This window comes from Evansella tamaricis (assembly GCF_019042215.1).
Lineage (GTDB): Bacteria > Bacillota > Bacilli > Bacillales > Salisediminibacteriaceae > Evansella > Evansella tamaricis.
The window spans coordinates 1-26,924 of record NZ_JAHQCS010000173.1; the positions used below are offsets into that span (position 1 = coordinate 1).

Sequence of the window (26,924 nt, forward strand, 5' to 3'; positions counted from 1 at the left end):
CTTCTTACCGAGCAACCGAGCATACCTTCCGTTCGGGCACTAGTTCCGGCAACTTCTTACCGAAACCTCAGGCCGCCATCTCCTTCGGGCACAAGTTCCTTCATCTTCTTACCGAACGACCGAGCGGCCATCCCGTTCGGACACAAGTTCCTTCATCTTCTTACCGAACGACCGGGCATACCTCCCGTTCGGGCACTAGTTCCGGCAACTTCTTACCGAACAACCGAGCATCCCTCCCGTTCGGGCACAAGTTCCTTCATCTTCTTACCGAACAACCGAGCATCCCTCCGGTTCGGGCACTAGTTCCGGCAACTTCTTACCCAACAACCGAACTTCCCTCTCCTTCGGGTACTATTTCCAACTAACATCTTCTTACCGACGGCAAACCGTCCCTTGATACGATTAGAAAACAAGAATGTAAAAGAATGGCTACCCCACCAGTAAGATGATCGACTACCCACCTTTCAGTTATCTCTTGGTTTACCACCGAATTTCATTGATAACAGCAATCATCGTTTCTTTTTCTTCTTCCGTCAGCATCCATTCTTCCCTTATTTCTTTCGCTAGTAAGTCTAACCTACCGTATCCCTTTACAAATCCATTGAGTCGGGCACCTAAGGTGGAATGTATTAATTCTTCTTCTGTTATATACAACTGCCTTAATGCAGTGATTGCTGATGGCCACCGTTTTAGATAATATTTTTGATGCCTGTCTTCTGCAAGATAAAACTTATCGTAGGGCACTATTTCAGTTTCTATTGTCATGCCTGATTCATTTTCCATCTGTTCCTTTGTTTGATATGCTGTTAATTTCTGGTTCTCATCATGATAAAACAAAATGGAAATATATTGTCTGCCACGATACCCCCTTCTTAGAGAGGTATGATTTTTCCAAAACGTCCGTAAAATTTCTTCGTATGTTATGATTTCACGGTCATAATCGATCTGCAAAGTTTCCGTATGATCTCCCATTTCACAATAGGAGGGATTCTCCGTCGTTCCTCCTGCATAACCTACGCGTGTTCTGGCTACACCCTTCAGATGACCGAACCGGGCATCAGGTCCCCAGAATCAGCCCATTCCAAAAGTTGCGGTTCCATCAAAGTTTACGTTTCCGTCTGAGGTTCCCTCAACGTTTGCGTCAACTCTTACGTTTTGCCTTTTTACCCATACCATAGTGACACCTCCTAACATCATCCTCTTTCTTTACTTCTAGTCTATCTCTTTCTCACAGATTGTTTTGACTTCGGAAAAAATTGTAGTTATTTATGATTAGACACCAAGCCTATTATTGGTATTCGCCTCTTATTATAAAACACATTTATTATATTTATTAAATATAAAAGTTCTCTGAATACAGCTTCCTTATGGTAGGGAATACCCCCTCCTTCGAAATAGTCAAGAACCTCAACGATGAACCTTGCACCTTTTCCGGACACTTTTCTTTTCTGTAATCAAAAGAGCAGCAAACACCACTAGGTGCCGCTGCTCTTACCTATTTTTTCAGGACTACTTTACTTATCAAAACCAACCAGAAGGTAATGAATCCCTTATTCCTGTGGCTTATAAATGAATCTCTTATTCCTCTGGCTTATAGGTAAAGTAATCGAAATCGGCGTGTAAGCTTTCGCCAGATGTATCTTGACAACGCATACCTACGAATGCACCCGTGAAGAAACCGCCACCCTGGATGTAATCATCCGACAGTTTATAGGATTCAAAAGTTACCGGAACTTCTGTCCAGTTTTCCCCATCAAAGGAATAGGAATAGACATACGTATCTGTCTTCACATCAGAGCGCATATAAACATATTCCACTTCTTCTGGCACTACGATTTCTTGCCCTTTTAATGGCATATCAAATGTGAAGTTATCGCATGTCATTAATTCCAGGATACGACCCTTCTCTTCGTGCCATGAAATGTGAAAGGACGTCCAGTTCTCCGTATTATAATAGTTCACTAAACCTGCAGACTGCTGGAAAGATTCAGGATTGAACGCCACTTTTGTTTCCGCACGGAAGTTAAAATGCTGCCAGCGACGGGCCACAAATGCCTGTGTGAATTTTGAAGTTAATGATTCCCGTCCATAAAGACGCAAATGGCCAGGATTGTCTTTCAGGCTCACGATGTCTTCCCCTAAAGGAATACGTAGTGTATTAAAATTTAAATTCAGTACTTCCGAATCGAAGTCATCTTTCTCCGGATAATCTGGATCCCATTTTACTTCCCCTATTGCTGGTCCTTCGATTTCTAAAGATGGCTGGTTTCCCCCAACCACATATGGCCAGTCTTCTTTCCACTCCAGACGTTGAATTGCCGTTTCACGACCAAGAGGGCAATAACCACGTGGATCTAACAGTGCCTGTCCTTCACGGGATAACGGCCGCCCCGTTAAGTGAACTAAGAACCATTCATCCGTATGCGTCTGAACAATCGATGCATGTCCTGCTTTTTGCAAAGGATTTCGCGGATAAGGGAAAGAAGTGATTAACGGATTTTCCGGATGAACTTCATAAGGTCCGTTAATATTCTTCGATCGTGCAATCGTTGCCTGATGGTCGTATTTCGTTCCACCTTCTGCCGTTAATAAGTAGTAATAGCCATTCCACTTGTACAAATGAGGTGCTTCCGTTAATTTAACATCTGTTCCTTTAAAAATTACTTCCTTTTTCCCCACCAGCTTTTGCTGTTCATGGCTGTATTCTTGCAATACAATACCATAGAAATTATGATGTCCCACACGGTGATCCCAAAGCATGTTCACGAACCATTTTTTACCATCCTCATCGTGAAAAAGGGATGGGTCAAACCCTGAACTGTTCATGTAAATAGCTTCAGACCATTCTCCATCAATCGTATCGCAAGTAATAAGGTAGTTGTGGGAATCTTTCCATTGCCCGTCTGTTACTTTAATATCAGAGTAAATCAGGTAAAATTGTCCGTCACTATGGGACAGTTGCGGTGCCCAAACTCCACCGGAATCAGGATTTCCTAACATGTTTAATTGGCTGAGACGATTTACCGGACGCGCCGCCAACCGCCAGTTCTTTAAGTCCTTCGAATGATAGATTCCTACTCCAGGAAACCATTCAAACGTTGAAACTGCTATGTAATAATCTTCTCCTACACGACAAATACTTGGATCAGGATTAAATCCGGTTAAAATAGGGTTACGAATTGTTGCCATTCTAAACACCTCTTATCAATATTGTATTCGCTTACACGGTCATTCTACCCGACTATAACATATTCGTTATTTCACAAACAATTGATAATCCTTAGTTTATACCCCCATAAACTAAAGAAAATTGCCTTTCCCTTCCTATCCATTTTTCTGAGTATCTGCCCCGAAGTCCATTCGAAAAAAATGTTTCGATTTTTCATACATACAACATACATTTAGAGTGGTGCCGAAGTCTTTCTCCGGCACCACTACTTTTAATCTTTTCACAGAATCTGCCGGAGTAATACAAGCTACAAGCTTAATTAATTACCGAGTAATGGTAGCCCTTCACCTTACCCCTTTACTGAACCTGAGGTGATCCCTTCTACAATACTGTTGCTTAATAAAATAAACGCAATTAAAATAGGTAAAATACTGATCATTAAAGTGGCACCTATAGCTCCCCAATCGGTGGAATATTGCCCGATAAAGTTTTGAATACCGACGGTTAATGTTTTGAACCGATCAGAACTGATAAATGTATTAACAAAGACGAACTCATTCCAATTGTAAATCATGTTGATAATAGCTGTTGTGGCAACAACCGGAGCTGTCATTGGGAAGATTATTCGAAAAAACATCCTGTGGACAGAGCAACCGTCCATGATGGCAGCTTCTTCGATTTCCCTTGGCAACGTATAGTAAAAACCAAGTAATATCATGATGGTAATTGGAAGGTTAAATGCTGTGTACGTTAAAATGATCGCCAATGGATGATCCATCAAGTTAATGTTTAAGAAAAAGTTAAATAAAGGAATGAGTGTGGAATGTACTGGAATCATTAAACCAACCATAAATAATCCAAGCACCAGCTTATTTAATTTCCATCTCATTCTAGTAATCGCAAACGTCACTAAGCTTGCAAATAATACCGTTAAAATGACCGCAGACGCAGTAATGAACACACTGTTAAAAAAGTACTGACCTATATTTCCTTGAGTCCATACTCTCGCATAATTCTCCCACTGGGGGTCCTGTGGCAACGCAAGTGGTGGCAGATTAAAGACTTCTTGGTTACTTTTAAGTGAAAACAGGAATAACCAATATAATGGAAGTACTTGAATAATCGCAACAGCGATTAAAAAGATATATAAAATCCCTTTGGCAATCTTCTGTAGTAAGGGATTTTCTGTTGGAGGGGATTCCCTGTTGGCTCTATTTTCGCGGTTCCCTGTTTGATCCATTTACTTAACCTCCTTAATACTGTACTTCGTCCTCTTTTGATGTGGTGGCCTTGCGTATTAACCAGGTGACAACGAGAGATAAAACAAGTAAGAAGAAACCTACAGCACTACCATAGCCGAAGTTATACGTCCGAAAAGCTTGTTTATACATATAGGAAGCCATCACTTCACTCGCTCCATTCGGGCCTCCGTCCGTCATCACATAGATCAGATCAAAATACTTAAGTGACCCAACAACGGCGAGAACGATTGTAACTTTGATCACTCCCGAAATTAATGGTAATTTAATTTTGTATCCTATCTGCCAAGGAGTTGCTCCATCAATTTTCGCTGCCTCCACTAGTTCATTCGGGACGTTTTTCAATGCAGCATAATAAATCAATATATAGAAACCAGCATATTGCCATATGATCGGTATAAATATTGCAAACAACACAATATTCGTATCAGCAAGCCAAAGTGGTGGGTTATCCACTCCGATGGAAGTTAGAAACCGGTTCAGCACCCCATTTGTCGGGTGATAAATTCTCATCCATAACTGTGCAATAGCTACAGAGGATAAGAGCATTGGAATTAAATAAATCTTTCGGAATAAATCCGCACCTTTTATTTTTCCCGCTAAAACCATAGAAATAATTAAATATCCAATCAAACTAAGTAGAGAAAATACTGCAAGTAAAAAAGAGTGGTATGCACTACGCCAAAACATTCCATCGGACATCAGTCTTGTATAGTTTGCTAATCCAATAAATTCCCTTTCACCAATTCCATCCCATCTTGTTAATCCATAGTATCCCGTTAATACGATAGGTACATATACAAGAACAATCAATAACAGAAATGCGGGGAGGATATACAGTATGATAACTTTTTTATCGGACATTACTTTGTCCACAGGTTGTTCTCTCCCTTCCTTCAAACATTCGCTCTTCGCTGGAGCTAGACAGCGATAAGAAAACTTGTGCTCCCTCATTAAAAAAGAATTTCTCATGCTTTTTATCTTGAAAAGAAAGGGACATACAAAATGGGTATGTCCCTTCTGCATTACTTACTTATTCTTCCGATTCCGCATCTTCGTCTACCTCTTCTTCATCTTGTGTGGATTCTTCCACCTCTTCTTCATCTGTTGCTCCCTCTTCTTCATCCGGTGCGGATTCTTCAGCATCACCGTCAGCTTGAGGTCCACCTTCTTCTTGAAGGGCTTCTTCATGCTCTCTGGCAAAGTCTTCCGGAGATACTTCTAGCCCAAATAATCTTTGGATTAGCGTTAAATGGGTTTCCGCTACACCGGCACTCATTTGAACATCTGCAAATAGCGTAATATCCGTTGCATTATTCAACTCATCGAGGACTTCGATGAACAAGTCTGGAAGATCAACTTCTGCTGTATTTACTTGGGTTCCAGGAATGACACCAGCATCCTCCACTGCCTGATCACCCCAACGTTCTACAAAAAATCGGACAAATTCTTTTGCTTCTTCTTTAACATCAGAAGCCTCAGACACGAACAAACCTACACCAGGTCCACCGACCCAGCTATCAATACTCCCTTGACCATCCACGGTGGGGAATTTGAAAAATCCAATGTTGTCCCGGAACTCCTGAGGCACATCCTCATTTGTTGTATAGTTTGGTAAATCCCATGAACCAATAAGGTACATTGCAGCATTTCCATTCATGAATTCTGACTTTGCCTCTTGGTCCGATAAGCCGTTAAAACCTCTAATGAAGGCATCTCTTTCCACTAAGTTGGTAATTTCATCTGCTGCTGCAATTAATCCAGGGTCTTCAAATGTTCCACTACGCTCAATCGCTTCTGTCAGTGCATTGCCCCCTAAGCGGTCTGCATAATACATGTACCACATGGATCCTGTCCAACGGTCACGGTTCCCTAATGCGATCGGAGTAACACCGTTATCCACAAGTGTATCAATGACATTCAAAAACTCTTCTTGGGTTTCCGGTGCTTCCAATCCGTACTCTTCAAAAATAGCCTGATTATAAAAGACAGGGGCAATGTTTAATTCCAACGGAAGAGCATATGTCGTCCCGTCAATTTCATAAGCCTCCCTTGTACCTGCTACAAAGGATTCCCGAAAGTCATCTTCTAAAATGTCCTCTAAGGAGGCAAAACGGTTCCCCCTGACATAGGGTTGCATAAATCCTGCTGGCCATGTCATCCCCACATCCGGCAGTTGATTAGAAGAAGAGATAATCTGTAATTGATTTTTATACTGTTCATTTTCCAGTACATCCATATTAACTGTGATCCCAGGATTGGCATCTTCAAATTCAGCGATAATTTCACTCACTATACGATGGTGGTCAGGGGAACTTCCAGCTGGCCATAAATGCATAAAATCAATGACAGCTTCTTCTCCCCCTCCAGTCCCATCACCTGCACCGCCACCAGTATCCCCCGGTGCTGGATCTGCTTGTCCACAAGCTGATAGCACTATGAAAAAGAGAGTTGACAAGGTAAGTAAAGACAAACGTTTCTTATTCATTTCAGAACCTCCTAAGATATTTAGTAAATTCAATTAACTAAGTTGCTGTGATTCCTATGTATCCACGTAAAGGTCAGACATATGAGAATCCAGTCTATAGTTATTGTTATAAAGTAACAGACATACATATTGTTCAAAAATTAATGAAAAATATACCTTAAAAAAAATATATAGAGTAGATTTGAGATCAACCCTACCTTATGTATAAATTTATAAGAAAAGCGCAAGCGCCTAGGAACACGAGCATAAGGCAGTGGAGGAATGACAACTAGAAGTCCGCTGTTTGACTTCAGTTGTCACTTCCGAAGTGCCCCGTAGCGAGTAGGCGCTGGAGCTAGACAATGCCCGAAGGTGCAAAAACTTATACATTCTTATCTTTTAAAAAAGGCATTCCCCAAAGAATGGAGAATGCCTACAATAATGTATAAGTTTTGATGGACTTTCATCAGCCTTTAACAGACCCGGACGTAATTCCTTCTACGATGCGATTACTTAATACAAAGAAGGCAAGGAGGATAGGAATGATGCTTATCATTAACGTTGCTCCAATTGCTCCCCAGTCGGTGGAATACTGTCCGATAAAGTTTTGAATTCCCACCGTAAGTGTCTTAAATCTATCAGAGCTTATAAATGTATTTACAAAAACGTATTCATTCCAATTGTAAATCATATTGATAATCGCAGTGGTTGCGAGAACAGGCTTTGTCATAGGTAAAATAATTGTAAAAAAAAGCCTGTGCACGGAACATCCATCCATGATCGCCGCTTCTTCCACTTCCCTTGGTAATGTATAATAAAAACCAAGCAATATCATGATCGTGATTGGAAGGTTAAATGCAGAATAGGTTATGATAAGTGCCAAAGGATGGTTCATTATTCCAATTGTCGTATAAAAACTAAACAAGGGAATAAGTGTGGAATGAATAGGAATCATCATAGCAACCATAAACAATCCTAAAACAAGTTTATTCCACTTCCATTTCATCCTTGTGATTGCAAAGGTTACAAAACTGGCGACAAAGACGGTAAGTAACACAGATGCAGCAGTAATCCAGACACTATTGAAAAAATAAGTGTTTATATTTCCTTGTGTCCATACAGTAACATAATTTTCCCACTTTGGTTCAGTGGGGAATGCCAACGGGGACAAGTTAAATACCTCCTGATTATTCTTTAAGGAAAAAAAGAATAACCATACTAAAGGAAGGAGTTGGACCACTGCGAGAACACTTAATAATATAAATAAAACCCATGAGGTTATTTTTGACAACATGAGGCCCCTCATGAGACTCGGCGGTTTTTCCAATTGGGAGGTCGACTTAGTCTGAGATTTTGACACTTTTGTTTCCACCATGAATATTCCCTCCTTTAATATTGAACTTCTTCTTTAGTTGCAGTCAATTTACGAATGAGCCAAGTGACAGTGAGTGCTATGAGTAAAAGGAAGAATCCGACTGCACTTCCGTACCCAAAATCATTCATCCGAAATGCCTGTTTATACATATAGGAGGCCATGACTTCACTAGCTCCATTAGGACCCCCATCTGTCATGATGTAAATTAAATCGAAATACTTTAACGACCCAACCACAGCTAGTACAATAGTGACTTTAATGACTCCTGCAATTAATGGAACTTTTATTTTATAGGCTATTTGCCATGGAGAGGCACCATCAATCCTTGCTGCTTCTACCAAAGATTCTGGAATGTTCTTTAGTGCTGCATAATAAATTAAGATGTAAAAACCGGCATATTGCCATATAATCGGGAGAAAGATGGCATACAGTACAATCGATGTATCCGCCAGCCAAAGGGGAGGATTCTCCACTCCAATAGAAAGTAAAAATCGATTCATCACTCCATTAGTAGGATGATAGACTTTCATCCAAAGCTGCGCAATTGCCACCGATGACAAAAGCATCGGTACTAAATATATTTTACGGAAGAGATTAGACCCCTTTATTTTTCCTGATAAAATAACAGAAACTAACAAATAGGCACCTAAACTGATAACTGAAAAGGCCGCTAACAAAAAGGAATGATACGTACTCTTCCAAAACATGGAGTCTGTCAGAAGTTTAGAGTAATTATCCAACCCGATAAAGGTTTTTTCTCCAATCCCATCCCATTTTAAGAGCCCGTAATAACCTGTAAGGATAATTGGAACATATACAATTGTCATGATGAGAATTAATGCCGGGAGAACATATAAAAGGATGACTTTTTTATCGGACATTACTTTGTCCATCTCGTGTTCCCCTTTCTTTTTGAAATCATATAGCATGCAAAGAACTCATAACATAAATCATCGCCAATCTTGGCTTTGGACTCCATTTATAAAAAGCTAAGGGCCAAGCTTCCCCAACACAATATACATTTCTTGTATATTGGAGAACGTGGAGTAAGCTTGGCACCTGATTTCAGTCATATAATAATCTGCTGTTTTAAGTACCTGAACCTAACTAGCATCCTTAGTCTATTACTCTTCTTCGGCTAAGGCTTCCTCATGTGTTTTTGCAAAATCCTCTGGTGTAGCATCATTACCGAATAGTGACTGGATCATATTTAAGTGCACTTCCGCTACTCCAGGGCTCATTTGAACATCTGCAAATAAAGTAATGTTAGAGGCATTTCCCAATTCATTTAATACATCAATATATAACTGTGGAAGATCGATGGAAGATGTATCCACTGCTGTTCCCGGAATAACACCTGCACCGGTTACAGATTGCTCTCCCCATTTTTCCACAAAGTATTTCACAAATAACTTCGCTTCTTCCTTTACTTCTGAGTTTTCCGCAACGAATAAGCCTACACCAGGTCCTCCAACCCAACTATCGAGATCCCCTTCTCCCCCCTCAATGGTAGGGAATTTAAAGAATCCAACATTATCTCTGAACTCTTGAGGGATATCCTCGTTTGTGGTGAAGTTAGGAAGTTCCCATGAACCCATGAGATACATTGCTGCTGTTTCGTTTAAGAATTCTGATTTTGCTTCATCATTGGATAAGCCGTTAAAACCACGGTTGAAAGCATCCATATTTACTAGTTTTTGAGTTTCCTCTGCCGCTTGAATAAGAGCTGGATTTTCAAAGCTTCCCGATCGGTCGATCGCAGAATTTAATGCGCTCTCTCCTCCAATACGGTCTGCAAGATACATATACCATAATGAACCGGTCCATCGGTCTCTGTTTCCAAGGGCAATCGGTGCAACACCGTTATCTGCTAATGTTTCAACGACATTTAGAAATTCGTCGTAAGTTTCTGGAACATCCAGTCCATGCTCCGCGAAAATCCCTTTGTTGTAATAAATAGGAGCTATGTTCAGTTCCAATGGGAACGCATAATTTACCCCATCCACGGAATACGCTTCTAATGTTCCTGATACGAAAGAACTACGGAATGGATCATCCAATATGTCGTCCAATGGGGAGAAGAGATTCCCTTGTACATACGGCTCCATAAAGCCCGCTGCCCAAGTCATCCCCACATCAGGTAATTGATTTGATGATGATACAACTTGAAGTTTCGTCTTATACTGTTCGTTTTCTAACACTTCCTGCTCCACTTTTATGTGCGGGTACTCATCCTGGAATTGATCAATAATTTCGTTAACGATACGATTTTGTCCAGCAGAGATTCCTGCCGGCCACAAGTGCATGAAATCGATAGTGACCTCTTCTTTTACTCCGTCACCGTCATCTCCGTCTTCATCTGTCCCATCATCCACTTCTTCTGTGTCGTTATCACTCGTCCCTTGTGCATCATCTGTCGCATCCGTTTCATCGTCACTGCCACAAGCTGTCAATGCAAAAATAGAGACAAATAAAATAAGCAATAACATAGTAAGCGTTTTCTTAAACATTTAATAGCCCCCTTCGCTTTCTTAAAATCATCTTAAGGATACCATTGGTAGAAGCGCTTCATAAGGTCACGATGATTGGATGAAATTCCATTTTCATTGGATTTCTAACCATATGACCGTACGTTGGACAGTGAATTTGAAGAAATAAGCTAGAAGTCCGCTCTTTGACTTCTGTTGTCATTTCCGCAGTGCCCCGCAGCGATTAAGGAGGGACTGTAAAAGTGGAAAAGCACGAGGGCACTGAAAAAGTTTAAAACTACTTTTTCAGTGCCCTCGAAAAGCACCATTTTTTCAGTTCCTATGCGAGTAGGCGGTGGAGCTAGACAATAAGAAAAGCGCAAGCGCCTATGAACACGAGCGTAGGGCAGTGGAGGAATGACAACAAGAAGTCCGCTCTTTGACTTCAGTTGTCACTTCCGCAGTGCCCCGCAGCGAGTAGGCGGTGGAGCTAGACAATGCCCGAAGGTGCAAAAACTTATACTTTCTGCTTATCTTTTAAAAAAGGCTGGAATTTTTTATTCCAACCGTGCAAATGAAGAGAAGTGACCTCTTCTAATGATTCTTTTGTTTTAAGATCTCTTTTCGGTACTGGCTAGGTGTCTGTCCAACAGATTCCTTAAAAATCTTAATAAAGTATTTGGCCGTTTGATACCCCACCTTTTCAGCGATATCATTGATAGGAATATCTGTGGTAAACAGAAGGTGTTTCGCCACTTGTAGTCTGCGCCGTGTTAAATAATCACTGAATGTTAAATTGGTCTGCTCTTTAAATAAAACACTAAAGTAACTGGCATTTAAATGTACAGCATCAGCTACTTCCTTAAGCGTTAATTTTTCATGGAGATTTTGATTTACATAGTTTATGGCATCTTTAATTATGGATGCAGTCTGGTGATCTTGATCTTCGAACTGCAGGAGATTCTGATCTACCACTTTTTTGATCAAACCGGACTGTTCCCTATTTGCTTCGACTTCAAACGCTTTTTCCACCGAATCAATCAGTTCCTGTTTGCTGATTGGTTTCAATAGATAGTTGACCACACCTAACTGAATAGCCTTTTGAGCATACTTAAATTCGGAATAGGCAGACATGATGAGAACAACTGGAGCGTCTTCTTTCTTCTCCAATAATTGGGCCAAGGCAAGTCCGGTCATTTCCGGCATCCGAATATCCGTTAACAGTACATGAACTCTCCTCGTGTCCAAAATTTTCATAGCTTCCATTCCACTGGATGCACAAAGTATCTCCACTTTACTCGTTTGTCCCTCTGCCCATAGTTCCAGAGTTTTTCGTAGACCATTTAATGTCGTTGGTTCATCATCAACAAGTAACACGGTTTTCCAGTAGCTCATTCTCTCACCCCATTGAATGGAATTTCAAACGATACAGTTGTTCCTCTCCCCTCTTCACTTTCGAAAGCGATCTCCCGAATCTGATCTTCACAAAAATATAACTGAAGTCTTTTGTTACAGTTGACAATAGCCATTCCTTTTCCTTTAAAATAGCCGGTATTCTTATTTTCAAGTGATGATGAAATCTTTTGGACTATTTCTTCGCCCATACCAGCACCGTCATCTTTAATTTCAATCATTACTCTCGATTTTTCCGTCGCAGGACGAACGAGAAGTTCAACCGTTCCTTCTCCTGATTTGTTTCCAACTCCATGTAGTATAGCATTCTCCACTAATGGCTGAATCAGTAGCTTTGGTATTTTCATATGGTGGTAGGTTTCAGGCACATCCAGACGCCATGTTAATCTTTTCCCAAACCGAACTTGCATAATTTTCATATAACGTTCGATATGGTCGATTTCCTCTTTTAATGTAACCCAGTCGTCCTCCTTTGGATTACTGATCGTATATCGGAAAAGCTGTGACATATGAAGGACATATTCCGCCAATGTATCTTCTCCCTTGGCATCCAGTGACCAGTAAAGGGCATCTAGTGTATTGTAAAGAAAATGTGGATTGATTTGTGCCTGTAGTGCTTTTAATTCTGAACGGCTACGGGTAATTTCCTTTTCATATACCTCTTCAATTAAATTGTTCATTGTCTCTACCATCTGATTATATGTTTCGTTTAATTCATTGATCTCATAGGTGGCAGAGGTTTCCTGATGGGCTTTTAAAGCCCCTAACCTTCCAAATCTCATCGTTTTTGTCAATTTCAGGATCGGCCTTGTTATGACGGTGGATAGAAATAATGAGAATAATAGAAAGATAAAAAATCCGAGAATACCAGAAACAATGATAGCAGAACGTAAGACGGATACATTTCTTGTTACTAAGTCAATAGGTGTCAAAATGATTGTTTTCCACTGCGTCAGTTTGGAAAAGTGTTCTACCATCATATACTCCTGTCTGTTGATGGAAAGGTGTCCCGTTCTATTATGATCCTGTAATATCTGAATAATGTCCCCATCAAAATTAGAGAAAATAGGAGTTTGTGAATGGTCATAGAGAACCATATATTCCCCTTCTTCATTATTCGTATCTTCGAATTGAAAGTAGCTGTCTCTGATCCTGACCAGTAAATATCCACCAGGAGAGAACCAACGATCAAGGAGGGTCACTTGCCGGATTGCAATGAAATAAGAAGGATCAGAGGGATCTTGTCCGACCCAAACAAGCCTTCCCCTCTGCTCGTCTGTCCTGTCAATCCACACCTCTTCAAGCCTGTTGGAAAGTTGTCCTTCATGAAGTGGGTACATTCTTTTCCCGTCTACTGAGTAAAGTTCCAGGGAATCAATCCCGTTATAATAGGCTAAATGGGAGTTTACAACCCCCATCAAAGACTGCCTCTGACTAAAACTGACTGAATCACCCAAGACCTCCTTCAACAGAGTATCTTGCACATGGGAGTGAGTCGCCACTTGCAGTGTTAACGTATCCACCTGTTCATAAAGCGCTTCCATTTTTCCACTTGCTTGAATTGCCGTCTGCTGAATCTGCTTTTCGGCATTACTTTTCAAAACAGCCGAAACAACGTTGTATGTATTAACTCCCACAATAAGGAGGACAATGACCATCACAGTAATAAATACGATAAAAATTTGGTTTCTCAGTGTATTCCATTTTTTTGTACGGTTTAGAAAAGAGAAGAATGGTGTCAGTAACCGTTGTTTACTATTCCTCTTCAACATGGCTGTTTGACCAACCTTTCTTCTGTGTATAATGGGTTGTCTTAGTCAATTACTGTCAAAAGGTAATGAGGGTTGCTTCTCATTTAATCGGAAATATATTACTTTTATAATACCATTTAATTCCTGTATTTCCTTTATTTTTTTCAGAGATGATTGGAAAAAGGTTAGGAAAGAGGTTTAGAAAAGGAAGGATCGAGAATTGTGGTTGCGGGAAGGTTGTTGCTTTTTGAGAAAATCTTAGAGGAGTGAAGGCGGCATGAGTGTCTCTTCCGCAGCGAGTAGGCGCTAGAGCTAGACAATGCCCGAAGGTGCCAAAACTTATAAATTATTACCTTTTAAAAAAGGCATTCCCCAAAGAATGGAGAATGCCTACAATAATGTATAAGTTTAGATGGACTTTTCATCAGCCTTTAACAGACCCGGACGTAATTCCTTCTACGATGCGATTACTTAAGATAACAAAGGCTATCAGGATTGGGAGAATACTAATCATTAAGGTTGCGCCGATGGCACCCCAGTCGGTTTGATATTGACCTATGAAGTTTTGTATCCCAACCGTTAATGTTTTATATTTGTCAGAACTGATAAACGTGTTAACAAAGACATATTCGTTCCAGTTATAAATCATATTTATGATCGCCGTTGTGGCAACTACTGGTGCTGTCATCGGCAGGATAATCTTGAAAAACAGCCTGTGGAGTGAACAGCCATCCATGATTGCTGCCTCTTCAATTTCCCGCGGCAAAGTATAATAAAATCCTAGTAAAATCATAATTGTAATTGGTAAATTGAATGCCGTATAAGTTAAAATGATCGCTACCGGATGGTCCATGAGATTCACATTGGTAAAGAAGTTAAATAACGGAATCAGTGTGGAGTGAACCGGGATCATTAACCCAACCATAAATAAACCCAATACTAGTTTACTTAACCTCCAGCGCATTCTCGTAATCGCAAACGTTACTAAACTTGCAAATATAACAGTGAGGATAACGGAAGATGCCGTAATATAAACACTGTTAAAGAAATATTGCCCTATGTTCCCTTCTGTCCAAACCCTTACATAGTTTCCCCACTGTGGTTCTTGTGGTAAAGCCAGTGGCGGTAAGTTAAAGACTTCCTGGTTATTCTTTAATGAAAAGAGAAATAACCATACTAAAGGAAGTATTTGGACAACAGCGACACCAATTAAAAAGACATATAAAAAGATTTTTCCCAAACGCTGTAAGCCAGTCTTCTCGGATAATCCCTTCGGCACAGGTGATGTTTGTGATTGTCCGTTCTTTCCATTCTCAAATTCCATCGCCAAAACCTCCTTTTAGTATTGTACTTCCTCTTTATCTGCAGTCAGTTTACGGATGATCCATGTAACGACTAAACAAAGAATCAATAAGAAAAATCCAATGGCGCTACCGTATCCAAAGTTATACGAATTGAACGCCTGTTTATACATATATGATGCAATAACTTCACTGGCACCATTTGGTCCACCTTGAGTCATTACCCAGATTAAGTCGAAGTATTTTAAAGAACCTACCACAGCTAAGACAATCGTTACTTTAATAACTCCCATAATCAACGGTAATTTAATCTTATAACCGATTTGCCAAGGGGTTGCCCCGTCAATCCTCGCTGCTTCTACTAATTCATTAGGGACATTTCGAAGTGCTGCGTAATAGATTAATATATAAAATCCAGCATACTGCCAAATAATTGGAATAAAAATAGCATATAATACAATGTTTGTATCCGCCAACCATAGTGGTGTATTCTCTATTCCAATAGAAGTAAGGAATCGGTTCATTACACCATTTGTTGGGTGATAGATTCGCATCCATAATTGAGCGATCGCCACAGAAGAAAGTAGCATTGGAATTAAATAGATCTTTCTGAATAAATCTGCTCCCTTAATTTTTCCCGCTAAAACAAGGGAAATAATTAAATAGCCTACTAAACTCAAAATGGAGAAAATGGCAAGTAATAGAGAGTGAGTTGCACTACGCCAAAACATGGAATCATTTAACAAGCGCTTATAATTATCCAACCCAATAAATTCCATGGCACCGATTCCGTCCCACCTCATTAAACCGTAGTAACCAGTGAGTACGATTGGGATATAAACGAGTACCATCATTAAAAGGAATGCAGGGAGGACATAAAGTGCAATTACCTTTTTATCAGACATTACTTTATTCATTCATTATCGCTCCCTTCTTAATTATTGTTCCTATTTCATGATAACGAAAGGGCATATCAAAATAGGATATGCCCCTCCTCTTTCGAAATCTTAACCTTTAACCTTTAGTCTTCTTCCTGTAATGCTTCTTCATGTTGTCTTGCGAAGTCTTCTGGTGTCACTTCATTTCCGAATAATGCCTGGATTAAGTCTAAATGTCTTTCTGCCACGTTCGCACTCATCTGAACATCTGCGAAAAGAGTGATGTTAGTAGCATTGTTCAATTCATCAAGTACTTCAATGAACAAGTCAGGCAGATCCACTTCACTTGTATCCACTTGAGTTCCAGGGATGATTCCTGCCTCTTCTACAGACTGCTCTCCCCAACGCTCGATAAAGTATCTCACAAATTCTTTTGCTTCTTCTTTCACATCTGAGTTTTCGGCAACGAATAGTCCGACTCCAGGACCACCAACCCAGCTATCCATATCCCCTTGTCCGCCTTCCACGTTCGGGAATCGGAAAAAGCTGATACTATCTCTAAACTCTTGTGGTACCTCTTCATTCGTTGTGAAGTTCGGTAAATCCCACGAACCAATTAAATACATGGCTGCATTTCCGTTCATAAACTCTGATTTTGCCTCTTGGTCAGATAATCCGTTAAACCCACGGATGAAGGCATTACGGTCTACTAAATTTTGAATTTCTTCTGCAGCAGAGATTAAACTTTGATCCTCAAACGTTCCGCTTCGGTCAATAGCAGAGTTTAACGCTGTATCTCCACCGAATCGGTCAGCAAGGTACATATACCATAACGAACCAGTCCAACGATCTCTATTTCCTAGTGCAATCGGTGTCTCACCATTTTCCACTAATGTATCTACGATGTGTAGGAAGTCCTCATATGTCTGTGGCTCTTCTAAACCGTACTGATCAAAAATAGCTTGATTGTAGAAAACAGGTGCAATGTTTAACTCTACTGGGAGGGCATAAGTTGTTCCATCCACTTCATACGCTTCCCTTGTACCTGCAACAAAGGAATCTCTGAATTCGTCGTCAATAACGTCTTCCAGTGATGCAAAACGCTCTCCTCTCACGTACGGCTCCATAAATCCGGCAGCCCATGTCATACCCACATCTGGCAATTGATTAGAGGAAGAGATAACTTGCAATTGATTACTGTATTGTTCATTTTCCAGTGTTTCCACCTCAACGGTTACATGTGGATGCATATCTTCAAATTCCGCAATTATACCATTCACAATCCGATTATGATCTGGAGAACTTCCAGATGGCCATAAGTGCATGAAATCAATTGTAACATCATCTTGTCCACCGGCGCCTTCGTTGTTACCGTTTCCACTTGAGTCATCACCAGAACAACCGGCAATAACAAGGACAGACGCCACTGTCATTAAAATAGTCGTAAACGCTTTCCGAAACATTTGTATTCCCCCTGTTGAAGTATTTATCTCGATTAATACGCTTACAAGTATAACAATGAAAACGCTGTACCATAAGGTAACAGCGTTTAGGGAAAAGTGCATTATTTTTAGATTAGCCGATTTGATTCATCCCCTTTTCTTCTTTTCGGAATTGATTAGGGGTTTTTCCTACAGTCTCTTTAAAAAGTCTCATAAAATACTTGGGTGTTTGATAACCTACCGCTTCGGAAATGTTATTAATTGTTAGATTCGTAGTTAGAAGGAGCGTTTTGGCTTTCTGCATTCTGCTTCTTGTCACATACTCGCTAAAATTCATATTTGCCTGCTCCTTAAACAGCGCACTCAAATAACTGGGATTTAAATGAACATGCTCCGCAACGTCCCCCAAGCTTAATGGGTGTTGTAAATTTTCATCCACAAAACGCATTGCGTCGGAAATAGGTGATTCTTCCTTCCGTTCAACCCCTATGAAAGAAACAAGATCCTCATCAATGGCTTTCTCCATCAAATGTGCCCTTCCCCTCTGTTCCTCTTCTTCCAATGCACTCTCCACAGCTCCCATTAATTTTGCTTTGGATATTGGTTTTAATAAGTAGTCCACTACTCCTAACCTGATCGCTTCCTGTGCATACTCAAATTCCGAATGGGCTGACATAATGATCACAACCGGCTTAATTTCCTGAAGATTTTGGAGAGTTTCCAGCATACGTAATCCTGTCATTTCCGGCATACGAATATCAGTAATAATTAAATTTACTTTTGATTTTTGAAAAACTTTTATGGCCTCTGCACCACTTGAAACCGTGATCAACTCTATTTTTCCATTACTCCAGGTATCCAGTACTTTCTTAATTCCTAGCCTTGTTCTCGGTTCATCATCAACGATCAAAACCGTTTTCTCATACATTATACCTCGTCTCCCCTTCCATTAACGGGAATAGTAAATCGGATCGACGTCCCTTTCCCCACTTCACTTTCGATTGTAATGCCACTGCAATTCATACCTTTATAGAAAAGTTGTAATCGTTGATTTACATTGACGAGAGCCAGTCCGTGTCGTTTAGAATAGGAAGTCCGTTCATTATCGAGAGTTTCTTCCACAGAACGAATCGTCTCCGGATTCATCCCTGCCCCATCGTCTTTCACTTCTATGAGCAGCTGTGTTCCATTTTGATGGAGTGTCACATTGATTTCCACCATTCCGGGACCGTTCTTATTGCCAATCCCGTGTAGAATCGCATTTTCCACTAATGGCTGAATGGTGAGACGTGGGATTTGTACTTGTTTATACGATGACAAGACATTCATTTTCCAAGTCAACCGATCTTCGAATCTCAATTGCATAATTCTCATATACCGTTCCACATGCTCTAACTCTTCTTTTAGGGGCACCCAATCCTCTTTTTTACCATCATCACTAATGGTATAGCGAAACAGATCGGCCATGTCCAATACATATTCGGACAGCTCTTCCTCCCCGTTTTCTTCCAAGGACCAGTATAGTGCTTCCAGTGTGTTAAAAAGAAAATGTGGATTGATTTGTGCCTGTAGTGCTTTCAATTCCGCCTTACTTCGAATTAATTCTTTTTCATAAACAACTTGAATCAAATGGTTCATCGCTTCTACCAGTTGATTATATGTTTCATTTAATTCATTTATCTCCTTGGTGGATGTCATTGACGGACTAGCCTTCAGTGCACCAAGTTTTCCTGCCCGCATCGTCTCTGTTAACTTGAGAATTGGTTTTGTTATGATTGTTGATAGGGGAAATGAAAGGAAAAAGAAGACGAAACCACCAACAATCCCTGAAATGATGAGCGATGTTCGAAGAAGGGAGACATCCTCCGTCACTTTACTTATTGGTGTTAGAATCATTGTTTTCCAATCCGTAATCTCCGAAGTGTGTGATACTAACATATACTCTTCGTTGTCAATTGTAATTTGGGGTTCCGAGGTCTGTTTTAAAAGGGTGTCCATTTCTCCATTAAAATTAGATGCGATGGGGGTAGATTCTTTATCCACCACAATCATATACTCCCCATCTTGATTTGGTTCGTCCACCTGAAAGTACTTCCCCTTTGTTCTTGCAACAAGAAAGCCACCAGGGGCAAACCAACTGTCCACTAAAGTAACTTGGCGAACAGAAAGATAGTAATCTGGATCCCATGGATCTTCCCCAATGAAAACCATCCTCCCATTTTCCTCCTCAGCCTTTTCAATCCAACTTCTATCCATGACACTGTATAAATTCCCTTCATTTAAAGGTAATATCCGTGTCCCATCATTTAAATAAAGCTCTAGAGAGTCGATTCCATCCGTGTAAGCCAAGTAAGAATCCACCACTTGTACTAAAGATTGACGCTCACTGAAAGTTGTTGGATTCCCTTCCACTTCTTTTAGCAGGAGTTCCTGTAAGTTTGAGTTATTAACTACTTGCACCGTCATCTGGTCTATTTGTTCCGAAAGGGCATCCATTCTTCCACTTGCCTGGATGGTTGTTTGCTGAATCTGCCTTTCTGCATTCGTTTTTAGTACTCCTGAAACCACGTGGAAGGTAATGAAGTTTGCTAAAACTAATACAAAGACCATTACGATAATAAAAACTAGTAATATTTGATTTCGTAACGTATTCCATTTTTTCATAAAAGTGAGCACTTAGTGATCAGCCTTTCCATGTTGATTGGTCTGGCGGAGTAACGGATGTTTCCATGCGTTTTAGAGATAAGATGTTAATATTTATACAACTAAGCCAATAATATATACAAAGATAAATTTTATTATACCATGAGTAAAGTTTGGAGTCGTGGATGAAGGATTTCCAAATAAATGGAGAGCTGATTCACCTCTCTATCCGTACTTAATAACTATTACTCATGTAAAATGGTGTATATATGCAAAAAAAGCCTCCCATGGGAGACTTTTTAAGCGTGAAACCTACTAAGATTTCACTAATTATATTAAAATGGGGGGAATTTAATAATTAGTATCCCCCACTTTCCATTTTTTATACATGGAAGGAAAAAATAGTTCCCTTTTTTCAAGTCCTAAAGAATTCCGCACGACAACCTCCACTCCGCTACGGTGCATCATCCGCATTCTATGGTGAAAATTGTCAAATAGTCAAAGGTCCTTAAATCATCCAGTATTTACAAGTCCTGCTGCAACCCCGCTGATCGTCAACAACACTTCTGTTAAGAGTTCCTCCGACTCCTCTCCAGATTCCCTCATTTTTTGAATCAAGTCTACTTGGAGGAAATTCAATGGGTCCACATACGGATTTCTTCGGTGCACCGTTTCTTGGATATTCGGAGTATGATCCAGTAATTCATTGTTTCCAGAGATCTTTAAGAGTATGTCACGCGTACGGTTATATTCTTCCGATATATCACCAAAAATCCGCTCTGCCATTTTTTTATCTTCTACTAAATTCATATATTCCTTTGCCGTGGAAAGATCGGCTTTCATTAAAGCTAATTGGAGATTATTCACAGTTACTTGGAAGAACGACCATTTCTGATACATCTCCTGTAGTAAATGTAAATTTTCTTCTTTTTTCTCGGCAAAAGCACTTATTCCCGTACCGGAAGCATACCAAGCTGGAATCATTTGTCTGCACTGTGTCCAAGCAAAAACCCATGGGATCGCACGAAGATCCTCAAACCGTTCGCTCCCTTTTCGGCTCATTGGCCGTGATCCGATATTTAATGCCGCTAACTCCTGCAGTGGAGTCGTCTGTTTAAAATAGGTTAGAAAATCCTTGTCTCCAAAAACGAGTGACTGGTATTTTTGTAAAGCACCTCCTGAAATTTCTTCCATGGCGTCTTCCCAGACTTTCGGAAGCGTTTGACCCTTCCCTTCCCGTTTATATGCCAAGGCAGACGCTTCAAGGAGTGCCGATGCTGCCTGCTCTAAGTTACGATATGCAATATCACAGAGTAAATACCTAGAAGACAACACTTCCCCTTGCTCCGTAATTTTAATTCCATCCCCTAATGTTTCTGGCGGTTGAGAAAGAATACTCCTGTTTAATGGTCCGCCACCACGTCCAAGGGAGCCGCCACGTCCGTGGAAAAATTTAAGTCGGATATCATAACCACTGGCCATTTTATGAATTTCCTGCTGTGCTTTATAAAGCTTCCAATTAGCGGTTAATGTTCCACCGTCTTTACTTCCATCGGAATAGCCAAGCATGATTTCTTGATGGTCTCCCCGTTCCCGGAGATGGTTACGATAGACATCCATTTCAAACAATGTTTTCATAATTTCCGGTCCTGCAACGAGGTCATCCACTGTTTCCAATAATGGGGCCACATGAAGTCCGCTTTCTACTTTACCGTCTGCATGAAGTCGGTAAATTCCCGCTTCTTTTGCGAGAACAAGCACTTCCAGTAAGTCGCTCGGGGATTGTGTCATACTGACGAGATACACTTCAATCGAACGAGTTCCGAACTCTTCATGTGCTTTTTTAATCATTTGAAAAACTTGGAATGTCTCCTGTGTCTCTTTCGAATAATCTTCCTCCAGAAGCATCAATGGTCTAGGATCCGCAAGAACGTCTTGTAAGACTTTCACTTTTTCCTCTTCTCGTAGGGAAGCGTAATCTTCTGTAATATCAACAACTTTTAAAATCTCGGAAACTGCCCCTTCATGCTCTCCGCTATGATTTCGGATGTCCAGAGTTGCCAGATGGAAACCGAACAGTTCCACTTGTCGGATAAGTTTTCGAATTGTTTTCAACTTGTTGTAGGATGGTTGATGATTTTCCGCCGTCTCCTTAATCAGCTTAAGATCTTGAAGTAGCTCTTCTGCCTGTTTATAGCCTTTTTCAGATATCCCCACTTCTCTAAGACGTTTTAACATAACTGCAAATTTTCTACGGTATATTTCTGTTTGAACTGGCCATCCTTCTCCAGAATTTAAATATTTCTTCTCATCTTGTTCAACTGACGCAACCAATTCTTCACTGAATGGAATTCGGGAAGTGGACTGACTGAAACGCTTCATTAATTCCACAAGGGACTCATCATATTTTTGAAGTACCAATTTCTGTTGAAGCTTTAATGTTTCCCACGTTACCTCTGGGGTGACGTTTGGGTTTCCGTCCCTGTCCCCACCTATCCATGATCCGAAATGGAGGAAATTAGGAACATCCCAGTTATTATCAGGATAAAAAGAAGCTAATTGTTCTTCCATTTCATGATGAATATCTGGTAAAACATCAAAGAGAGTTTGGTCAAAATAGTAAAGTCCATTCTTTACTTCGTCCATAACCGTTGGCTTTCGATAACGTAGTTCGTCTGTTTGCCATAAAACAGTTACTTCATTAAATAAGCTTTCCTCCAGATTCTTTCTTTCCTTTTTTGTGAGCATAGGATCATCAAACTTTTGAAGAATAGTGGAAATACGCTTTTGTACCTCTAGTACAGTTCGTTTTGTTGCTTCCGTAGGGTGTGCCGTAATAATCAATTCAATGGATAAATCATTTAAGATGCTCTGAATGGTTTTTTCCGAAAACTTCTTGTCCTTTACAAAAGAAACGGCACTTTCGATGGAAACTGGTTGTACAACTGTATCATCTTGTAATTGGTACTGACGACGTCTCCTGATCCGGTGATTTTGCTCCGCAATATTAACGAGATGAAAATAAATGGAGAATGCCCGAATCACGTGTTGTCTTGTGGGAGATTCTAAACTTCGAATCTTTTCTTTTAATTTCAAGTAAGATTCTTCTTTATAGTTTTTCCGCAGATCTTTCGTCATTTCACGAATTTCTTCTACTTGATTAAATAGAGAGATACCTCCGTGGTGAACCAAAATCTCTCCTAAAATATTTCCTAGCTTTTTGACATCGTTCCTTAGTAGAGAAGTATTATCTGTTGTTTGAATCATAAAAGAAATATCCTCCTTTTGGGGGTAACTGACCCTTGCCGCGTTAAGAGAACGCACCATGGGTCAACTACTCGTCCATGTTAGATTATTTGCTAAGAACTTATTCCTTTAAACTTATACAAAAAAGCAATTCATGTCTACTAACACGAATTGCCAATGGAAGAATGCTTTGGGAAAAAGTCAGTATAATTGAATTCCCTGCGTTCCTTTAACCATCATTTTCTAGAATAAACGAAAATAAAATGATGTCAGCACTAGTTAGTATTTATATATCTTAACAAAAAATGAAGAAAATGACCATTTAATTTCAGAAAATTCCGTTTCTGACGACAGGTGACAGGCACTTGTCGAATTCGACAAGTGCCTGTCACCTGTCGCCTCTTAAAAGAGTTTGTTTAGGAAATCTTCGAGGGTGTTTGCCACAGGGAAAATACTATCCAGTTCATGGTTCCAAAATACAATTTGCCCTGTCTCTTTATGGAAACAGAAATAGTTCCCTACGGAGTCATTTGCAAATGGAACATAGTCTTTTGTGAGGGTTTCTGATAGCCGTTTTGATACTTGAACGAGATTATCATGATAGTTTCTTCCAATTGGAAGAAATGTCTTTACGACGATTTTCCTACTTATTTCACCATTGGAAACACGTATACAATTTGGTAATGGGCGTGCCCCGTTGTGGAATAACATTAACTCTTTGTAGGCTGGAGGTAAGTCCATGTGAAAAAATCGTTCCACCTCCGAGAGAATAGAGGAATCGATTTCTCCCTTTGAAAAACGCCACTGTATTTTTCCCATCGTATCTTTCGCCTCCTTCGTTTCTCGTGGCACTCTTGATCCTTTCACCTATCGCATATCAGTTCCGCCACCCCAAAGTTGTCGGCCTCCTGTATGTGCGGATAAGTCGTGGGGTTCCGTTTCCACTAACTGCAGTTTCCCCGGGTCTTGGTGATGATGCCAAGTGTAACCATCGGGAGTTTCTCCAGCAAGAATTTGTTCCATTTGGATGTGGTCGAATTGTTCCGCTAGGTCCGGGGTCGTCTCAAGTTCTTCCAGTAGTTGTGTATTCCCGATCTGTATATGAACGTAATCACTTGTTTCATAGAGTTCCGGGTCCAGTGTCGCTGTAAATGGAGATACGTCGTCAAAAATGGGGAAAACTCCTTCTATTATCATTCCATTTGGCAGTTCCACTTGGGACGTTTCATAGGGAATCCTGCTGACAGCATGGTACTCTCCTGCCAGATCTGCATTGATCGTCTGGATTTGACCATCAGTAAGTCCAGTGTCATCTGGATCAAAGATATTATCAAGGTTATTTGATGCTTCCACGTGGTCCATTCCATCGGGTACATCGATAATCCAAAACAGAAAGCCGCCGATGATAAGTGGCTTGCCGATGCCTTTCAGTCCTTCTGTCAGTTGAGGTTTGTTTTGGCGAACGGCTCCAATGGCGATGTTTCCGATATTTTTGGATGCGTTCAGAAGGCCTAGTCCCAGTCCTTTTGTCGTTTTCCAGGTTGTATCTCCAATTTCCGCTGCTCCTGATTTAATCGTCTGTTTATTCCCTCTCTTCATCCCAACTCCCATCGTCCAAATTCCCTGACTAATTGAGGATGTGGTGTTAAAAAGAAATCGGGTGAGCCCCTCGCTGTAGTCTCCCAATTCAAGAATATATTCGATTCTCGTCAGTCTGCCAGTAAGATAAAATGGCATTTTTATCAATTTCCCACTGGCAACTCCCAAGTTTTCACCTGTTCGTTTCAGGTATGGTTTTTGCTCATTTATGGTCATTGGCGGTCCTCTTTTCGGGGTATTCACGTTTGGGTTACTAGATATGTATCGTCTATGCTATTTAGCCTATATTACAATAATACTAGAAATGAAATGAAAAAACATTACCTCTCATTGATGGCCATATTGTTGAATGGAGAGGTAATGGGCGGTGGAGGTCCTACTGATGAAGTGAAGGGGGGCTTTTTTAGTAACAGAAATGGAGGTTTTAACTCTATGTTATCGTCTTCCCATGACATAGAGAGTCTTTTCTTTACTCGTCTTATTCGACCTATGGCTAAGGCGGAATAGGAAATCACTTCGTATACTGATTTTTTGCTTTAAGGGATTGAATTGTTTTTTGAAGTCCTTCCTCTAAAGTAACTTTTGGTTCCCATCCTAGAAGATTTTTCGCTTTATTTAGGTTAGGGGATTGAAAACTTACGGATTCCTTTTTATCCGTATCAAAAATAATTTGGCTATCCGATCCCACCGTTTTTTTCACCAGCTTAGCAACTTCTAAAATCGTATACTTCTCATCACTTCCGATCTCCAATATATCGCCGCTTGCCTGATCATGCTTCATCGTTAATACCATTGCCTCAATGACGTCATCGATATAACAAAACGTCTCCGTTTGAGACCCATCTCCAAAAATAGTAATATTCTTTCCCGCGGCAGCTTGAGTGATAAATTTCGCAATTACTCTGCTGTCATTCTCCAAAAAACCTGGGGAGTATGTGTTCCATAAACGAATGATCTTGCAGTCCACACCATATCTTTTCATATATTCATAACAGTAAATTTCCCCAAGACGTGCCGCTTCTCCATTTGATTCGTTTGGCTGAGAAATATCATTCTGAAAGCTTTCAAGTGACGTCGAACTTTGGCTCATTTCTGCTTTTGGATTACTGACAAAAAGTAATTTCGCATCATTTCGATAGGCTAATTTCAATACATTTTGCGTTCCAGTGGTATATGCTGCTACAGCTGCGAAAGGATTTTCTTGGAAAAACGAAGTGGCTCTAGGTGTTGCAAGGTGATAGATTTCTGTCACGTTCAAAAATAAGGAGTTAATAAACACTCCCCTTTCCGTCACATCCCCTTCTACAAGTTCAAAGTGGGGATATTCCCGTTTTAGTTTATTCATAAACTCTCTCTGACCTGTACAGAAATTATCAATTCCAATAACGTCTATCCCTCTCCTTAGAAGTTCTTCCGCTAAATAGGAACCTATGACACCAGCAACACCGGTTATTAACGTTTTTCCCATCACACTATCCCCTTTAAAAAATAAGTTTCGTAACAAGAATTGGATCTTTCCGTTGTTTTTCAATCTAGTACTGACATGTTTTTTTTCAAAATTTGTATCGTATCAATCTAATAAAGTGATAAAGACGAATTTCATTTATATTTCGATACAGAGATGTAGTTTTTGTCATATGATCGTAAAATTCGATAAAACACTTTTCTGAGTCTTATGTTGTACTTTATAACGAACACCATTTGTTCTATATTATCTGATATTGAATATGTTGTAAAGGGATATTTCGTAGAAAATAGATCAAACTTCTTTATTATTACTAGTGTCACATGGGAGATAACTGCATTTCTACGGGGTTTGGCAGGGGGAATCTTAATGGTTAACTTCTGTAATTCCAATGTTCTTTAATAAGAATAAATTAAAACGGGAGGTGACAGGCACTTGTCGAATTCGA

Annotated in this window: 18 protein-coding genes and 1 pseudogene; all 19 read right to left on the reverse strand. The window is 40.2% G+C overall.

Going from position 1 to position 26,924, the window contains the following annotated elements; all coding sequences use genetic code 11:
* Positions 1–480: 480 nt before the first annotated feature.
* A pseudogene (locus KS419_RS21450) lies at positions 481–1,059 on the reverse strand (peptide-methionine (S)-S-oxide reductase MsrA); the annotation flags it as partial.
* Positions 1,060–1,578: 519 nt separating this feature from the next.
* Entirely contained in the window at positions 1,579–3,189 is a 1,611-nt protein-coding gene (locus tag KS419_RS21455) for a glycoside hydrolase family 43 protein (protein ID WP_217068777.1), read from the reverse strand.
* A 329-nt stretch (positions 3,190–3,518) separates the two neighbouring features.
* Positions 3,519–4,409, reverse strand: coding sequence for a carbohydrate ABC transporter permease (locus tag KS419_RS21460; RefSeq protein WP_217068779.1), 891 nt, complete (start codon positions 4,407–4,409; stop codon positions 3,519–3,521).
* A gap of 13 nt (positions 4,410–4,422) precedes the next feature.
* Positions 4,423–5,304, reverse strand: coding sequence for a carbohydrate ABC transporter permease (locus KS419_RS21465; protein WP_217068781.1), 882 nt, complete (start codon positions 5,302–5,304; stop codon positions 4,423–4,425).
* Between the two features lie 157 nt (positions 5,305–5,461).
* The gene (locus KS419_RS21470; protein ID WP_217068783.1) at positions 5,462–6,916 is read right to left on the reverse strand and encodes an extracellular solute-binding protein; all 1,455 of its coding nucleotides are present in this window, start codon (positions 6,914–6,916) and stop codon (positions 5,462–5,464) included.
* 445 nt (positions 6,917–7,361) lie between these two features.
* Complete coding sequence (locus KS419_RS21475) at positions 7,362–8,201, reverse strand: carbohydrate ABC transporter permease (RefSeq protein ID WP_217068818.1); 840 nt, start codon at positions 8,199–8,201, stop codon at positions 7,362–7,364.
* An 83-nt stretch (positions 8,202–8,284) separates the two neighbouring features.
* Entirely contained in the window at positions 8,285–9,163 is an 879-nt protein-coding gene (locus KS419_RS21480) for a carbohydrate ABC transporter permease (protein WP_217068785.1), read from the reverse strand.
* A 231-nt stretch (positions 9,164–9,394) separates the two neighbouring features.
* On the reverse strand, positions 9,395–10,780 hold the full coding sequence (locus KS419_RS21485) for an extracellular solute-binding protein (protein WP_217068787.1): 1,386 nt from the start codon (positions 10,778–10,780) through the stop codon (positions 9,395–9,397).
* Positions 10,781–11,332: 552 nt separating this feature from the next.
* Complete coding sequence (locus KS419_RS21490; RefSeq protein WP_217068789.1) at positions 11,333–12,133, reverse strand: response regulator transcription factor; 801 nt, start codon at positions 12,131–12,133, stop codon at positions 11,333–11,335.
* Positions 12,130–13,923, reverse strand: a complete 1,794-nt coding sequence (locus KS419_RS21495; RefSeq protein WP_217068791.1) for a sensor histidine kinase — start codon at positions 13,921–13,923, stop codon at positions 12,130–12,132. The genes KS419_RS21490 and KS419_RS21495 overlap by 4 nt, the downstream gene beginning before the upstream one ends.
* A 403-nt stretch (positions 13,924–14,326) precedes the next feature.
* Positions 14,327–15,226, reverse strand: a complete 900-nt coding sequence (locus KS419_RS21500) for a carbohydrate ABC transporter permease (protein WP_217068793.1) — start codon at positions 15,224–15,226, stop codon at positions 14,327–14,329.
* 15 nt (positions 15,227–15,241) lie between these two features.
* Positions 15,242–16,120: a carbohydrate ABC transporter permease gene (locus tag KS419_RS21505; RefSeq protein ID WP_217068795.1), complete on the reverse strand. Its 879-nt coding sequence runs from the start codon at positions 16,118–16,120 to the stop codon at positions 15,242–15,244.
* A 104-nt stretch (positions 16,121–16,224) separates the two neighbouring features.
* Complete coding sequence (locus KS419_RS21510; protein ID WP_217068797.1) at positions 16,225–17,544, reverse strand: extracellular solute-binding protein; 1,320 nt, start codon at positions 17,542–17,544, stop codon at positions 16,225–16,227.
* Between the two features lie 112 nt (positions 17,545–17,656).
* Positions 17,657–18,451 carry a response regulator transcription factor gene (locus KS419_RS21515; protein ID WP_217068799.1) on the reverse strand — a complete coding sequence of 265 codons (795 nt, stop codon included), beginning with the start codon at positions 18,449–18,451 and terminating at the stop codon, positions 17,657–17,659.
* A complete protein-coding gene (locus KS419_RS21520) occupies positions 18,451–20,187 on the reverse strand; it encodes a cache domain-containing sensor histidine kinase (protein WP_217068801.1) in 1,737 nt (578 codons plus the stop codon). Before KS419_RS21520 ends, KS419_RS21515 begins: the two co-directional genes overlap by 1 nt.
* Positions 20,188–20,679: 492 nt before the next feature.
* Complete coding sequence (gene ppc / locus KS419_RS21525) at positions 20,680–23,433, reverse strand: phosphoenolpyruvate carboxylase (protein WP_217068803.1); 2,754 nt, start codon at positions 23,431–23,433, stop codon at positions 20,680–20,682.
* A gap of 381 nt (positions 23,434–23,814) precedes the next feature.
* On the reverse strand, positions 23,815–24,231 hold the full coding sequence (locus tag KS419_RS21530) for an SMI1/KNR4 family protein (RefSeq protein ID WP_217068805.1): 417 nt from the start codon (positions 24,229–24,231) through the stop codon (positions 23,815–23,817).
* Between the two features lie 48 nt (positions 24,232–24,279).
* Positions 24,280–25,227, reverse strand: coding sequence for an HNH endonuclease (locus tag KS419_RS21535; RefSeq protein ID WP_217068807.1), 948 nt, complete (start codon positions 25,225–25,227; stop codon positions 24,280–24,282).
* Between the two features lie 295 nt (positions 25,228–25,522).
* On the reverse strand, positions 25,523–26,479 hold the full coding sequence (locus KS419_RS21540) for an NAD-dependent epimerase/dehydratase family protein (RefSeq protein WP_217068809.1): 957 nt from the start codon (positions 26,477–26,479) through the stop codon (positions 25,523–25,525).
* Positions 26,480–26,924: the final 445 nt, after the last annotated feature.

Coding starts and splice junctions, on each gene's coding strand:
- KS419_RS21455 (WP_217068777.1), bottom strand. CDS start 3,189: ATGGCAACAATTCGTAACCCTATTTTAACCGGATTTAATCCTGATCCA.
- KS419_RS21460 (WP_217068779.1), bottom strand. CDS start 4,409: ATGGATCAAACAGGGAACCGCGAAAATAGAGCCAACAGGGAATCCCCT.
- KS419_RS21470 (WP_217068783.1), bottom strand. CDS start 6,916: ATGAATAAGAAACGTTTGTCTTTACTTACCTTGTCAACTCTCTTTTTC.
- KS419_RS21475 (WP_217068818.1), bottom strand. CDS start 8,201: ATGAGGGGCCTCATGTTGTCAAAAATAACCTCATGGGTTTTATTTATA.
- KS419_RS21480 (WP_217068785.1), bottom strand. CDS start 9,163: ATGGACAAAGTAATGTCCGATAAAAAAGTCATCCTTTTATATGTTCTC.
- KS419_RS21485 (WP_217068787.1), bottom strand. CDS start 10,780: ATGTTTAAGAAAACGCTTACTATGTTATTGCTTATTTTATTTGTCTCT.
- KS419_RS21490 (WP_217068789.1), bottom strand. CDS start 12,133: ATGAGCTACTGGAAAACCGTGTTACTTGTTGATGATGAACCAACGACA.
- KS419_RS21495 (WP_217068791.1), bottom strand. CDS start 13,923: ATGTTGAAGAGGAATAGTAAACAACGGTTACTGACACCATTCTTCTCT.
- KS419_RS21500 (WP_217068793.1), bottom strand. CDS start 15,226: ATGGAATTTGAGAATGGAAAGAACGGACAATCACAAACATCACCTGTG.
- KS419_RS21505 (WP_217068795.1), bottom strand. CDS start 16,120: ATGAATAAAGTAATGTCTGATAAAAAGGTAATTGCACTTTATGTCCTC.
- KS419_RS21510 (WP_217068797.1), bottom strand. CDS start 17,544: ATGTTTCGGAAAGCGTTTACGACTATTTTAATGACAGTGGCGTCTGTC.
- KS419_RS21515 (WP_217068799.1), bottom strand. CDS start 18,451: ATGTATGAGAAAACGGTTTTGATCGTTGATGATGAACCGAGAACAAGG.
- KS419_RS21520 (WP_217068801.1), bottom strand. CDS start 20,187: ATGAAAAAATGGAATACGTTACGAAATCAAATATTACTAGTTTTTATT.
- ppc (WP_217068803.1), bottom strand. CDS start 23,433: ATGATTCAAACAACAGATAATACTTCTCTACTAAGGAACGATGTCAAA.
- KS419_RS21530 (WP_217068805.1), bottom strand. CDS start 24,231: ATGGGAAAAATACAGTGGCGTTTTTCAAAGGGAGAAATCGATTCCTCT.
- KS419_RS21535 (WP_217068807.1), bottom strand. CDS start 25,227: ATGACCATAAATGAGCAAAAACCATACCTGAAACGAACAGGTGAAAAC.
- KS419_RS21540 (WP_217068809.1), bottom strand. CDS start 26,479: ATGGGAAAAACGTTAATAACCGGTGTTGCTGGTGTCATAGGTTCCTAT.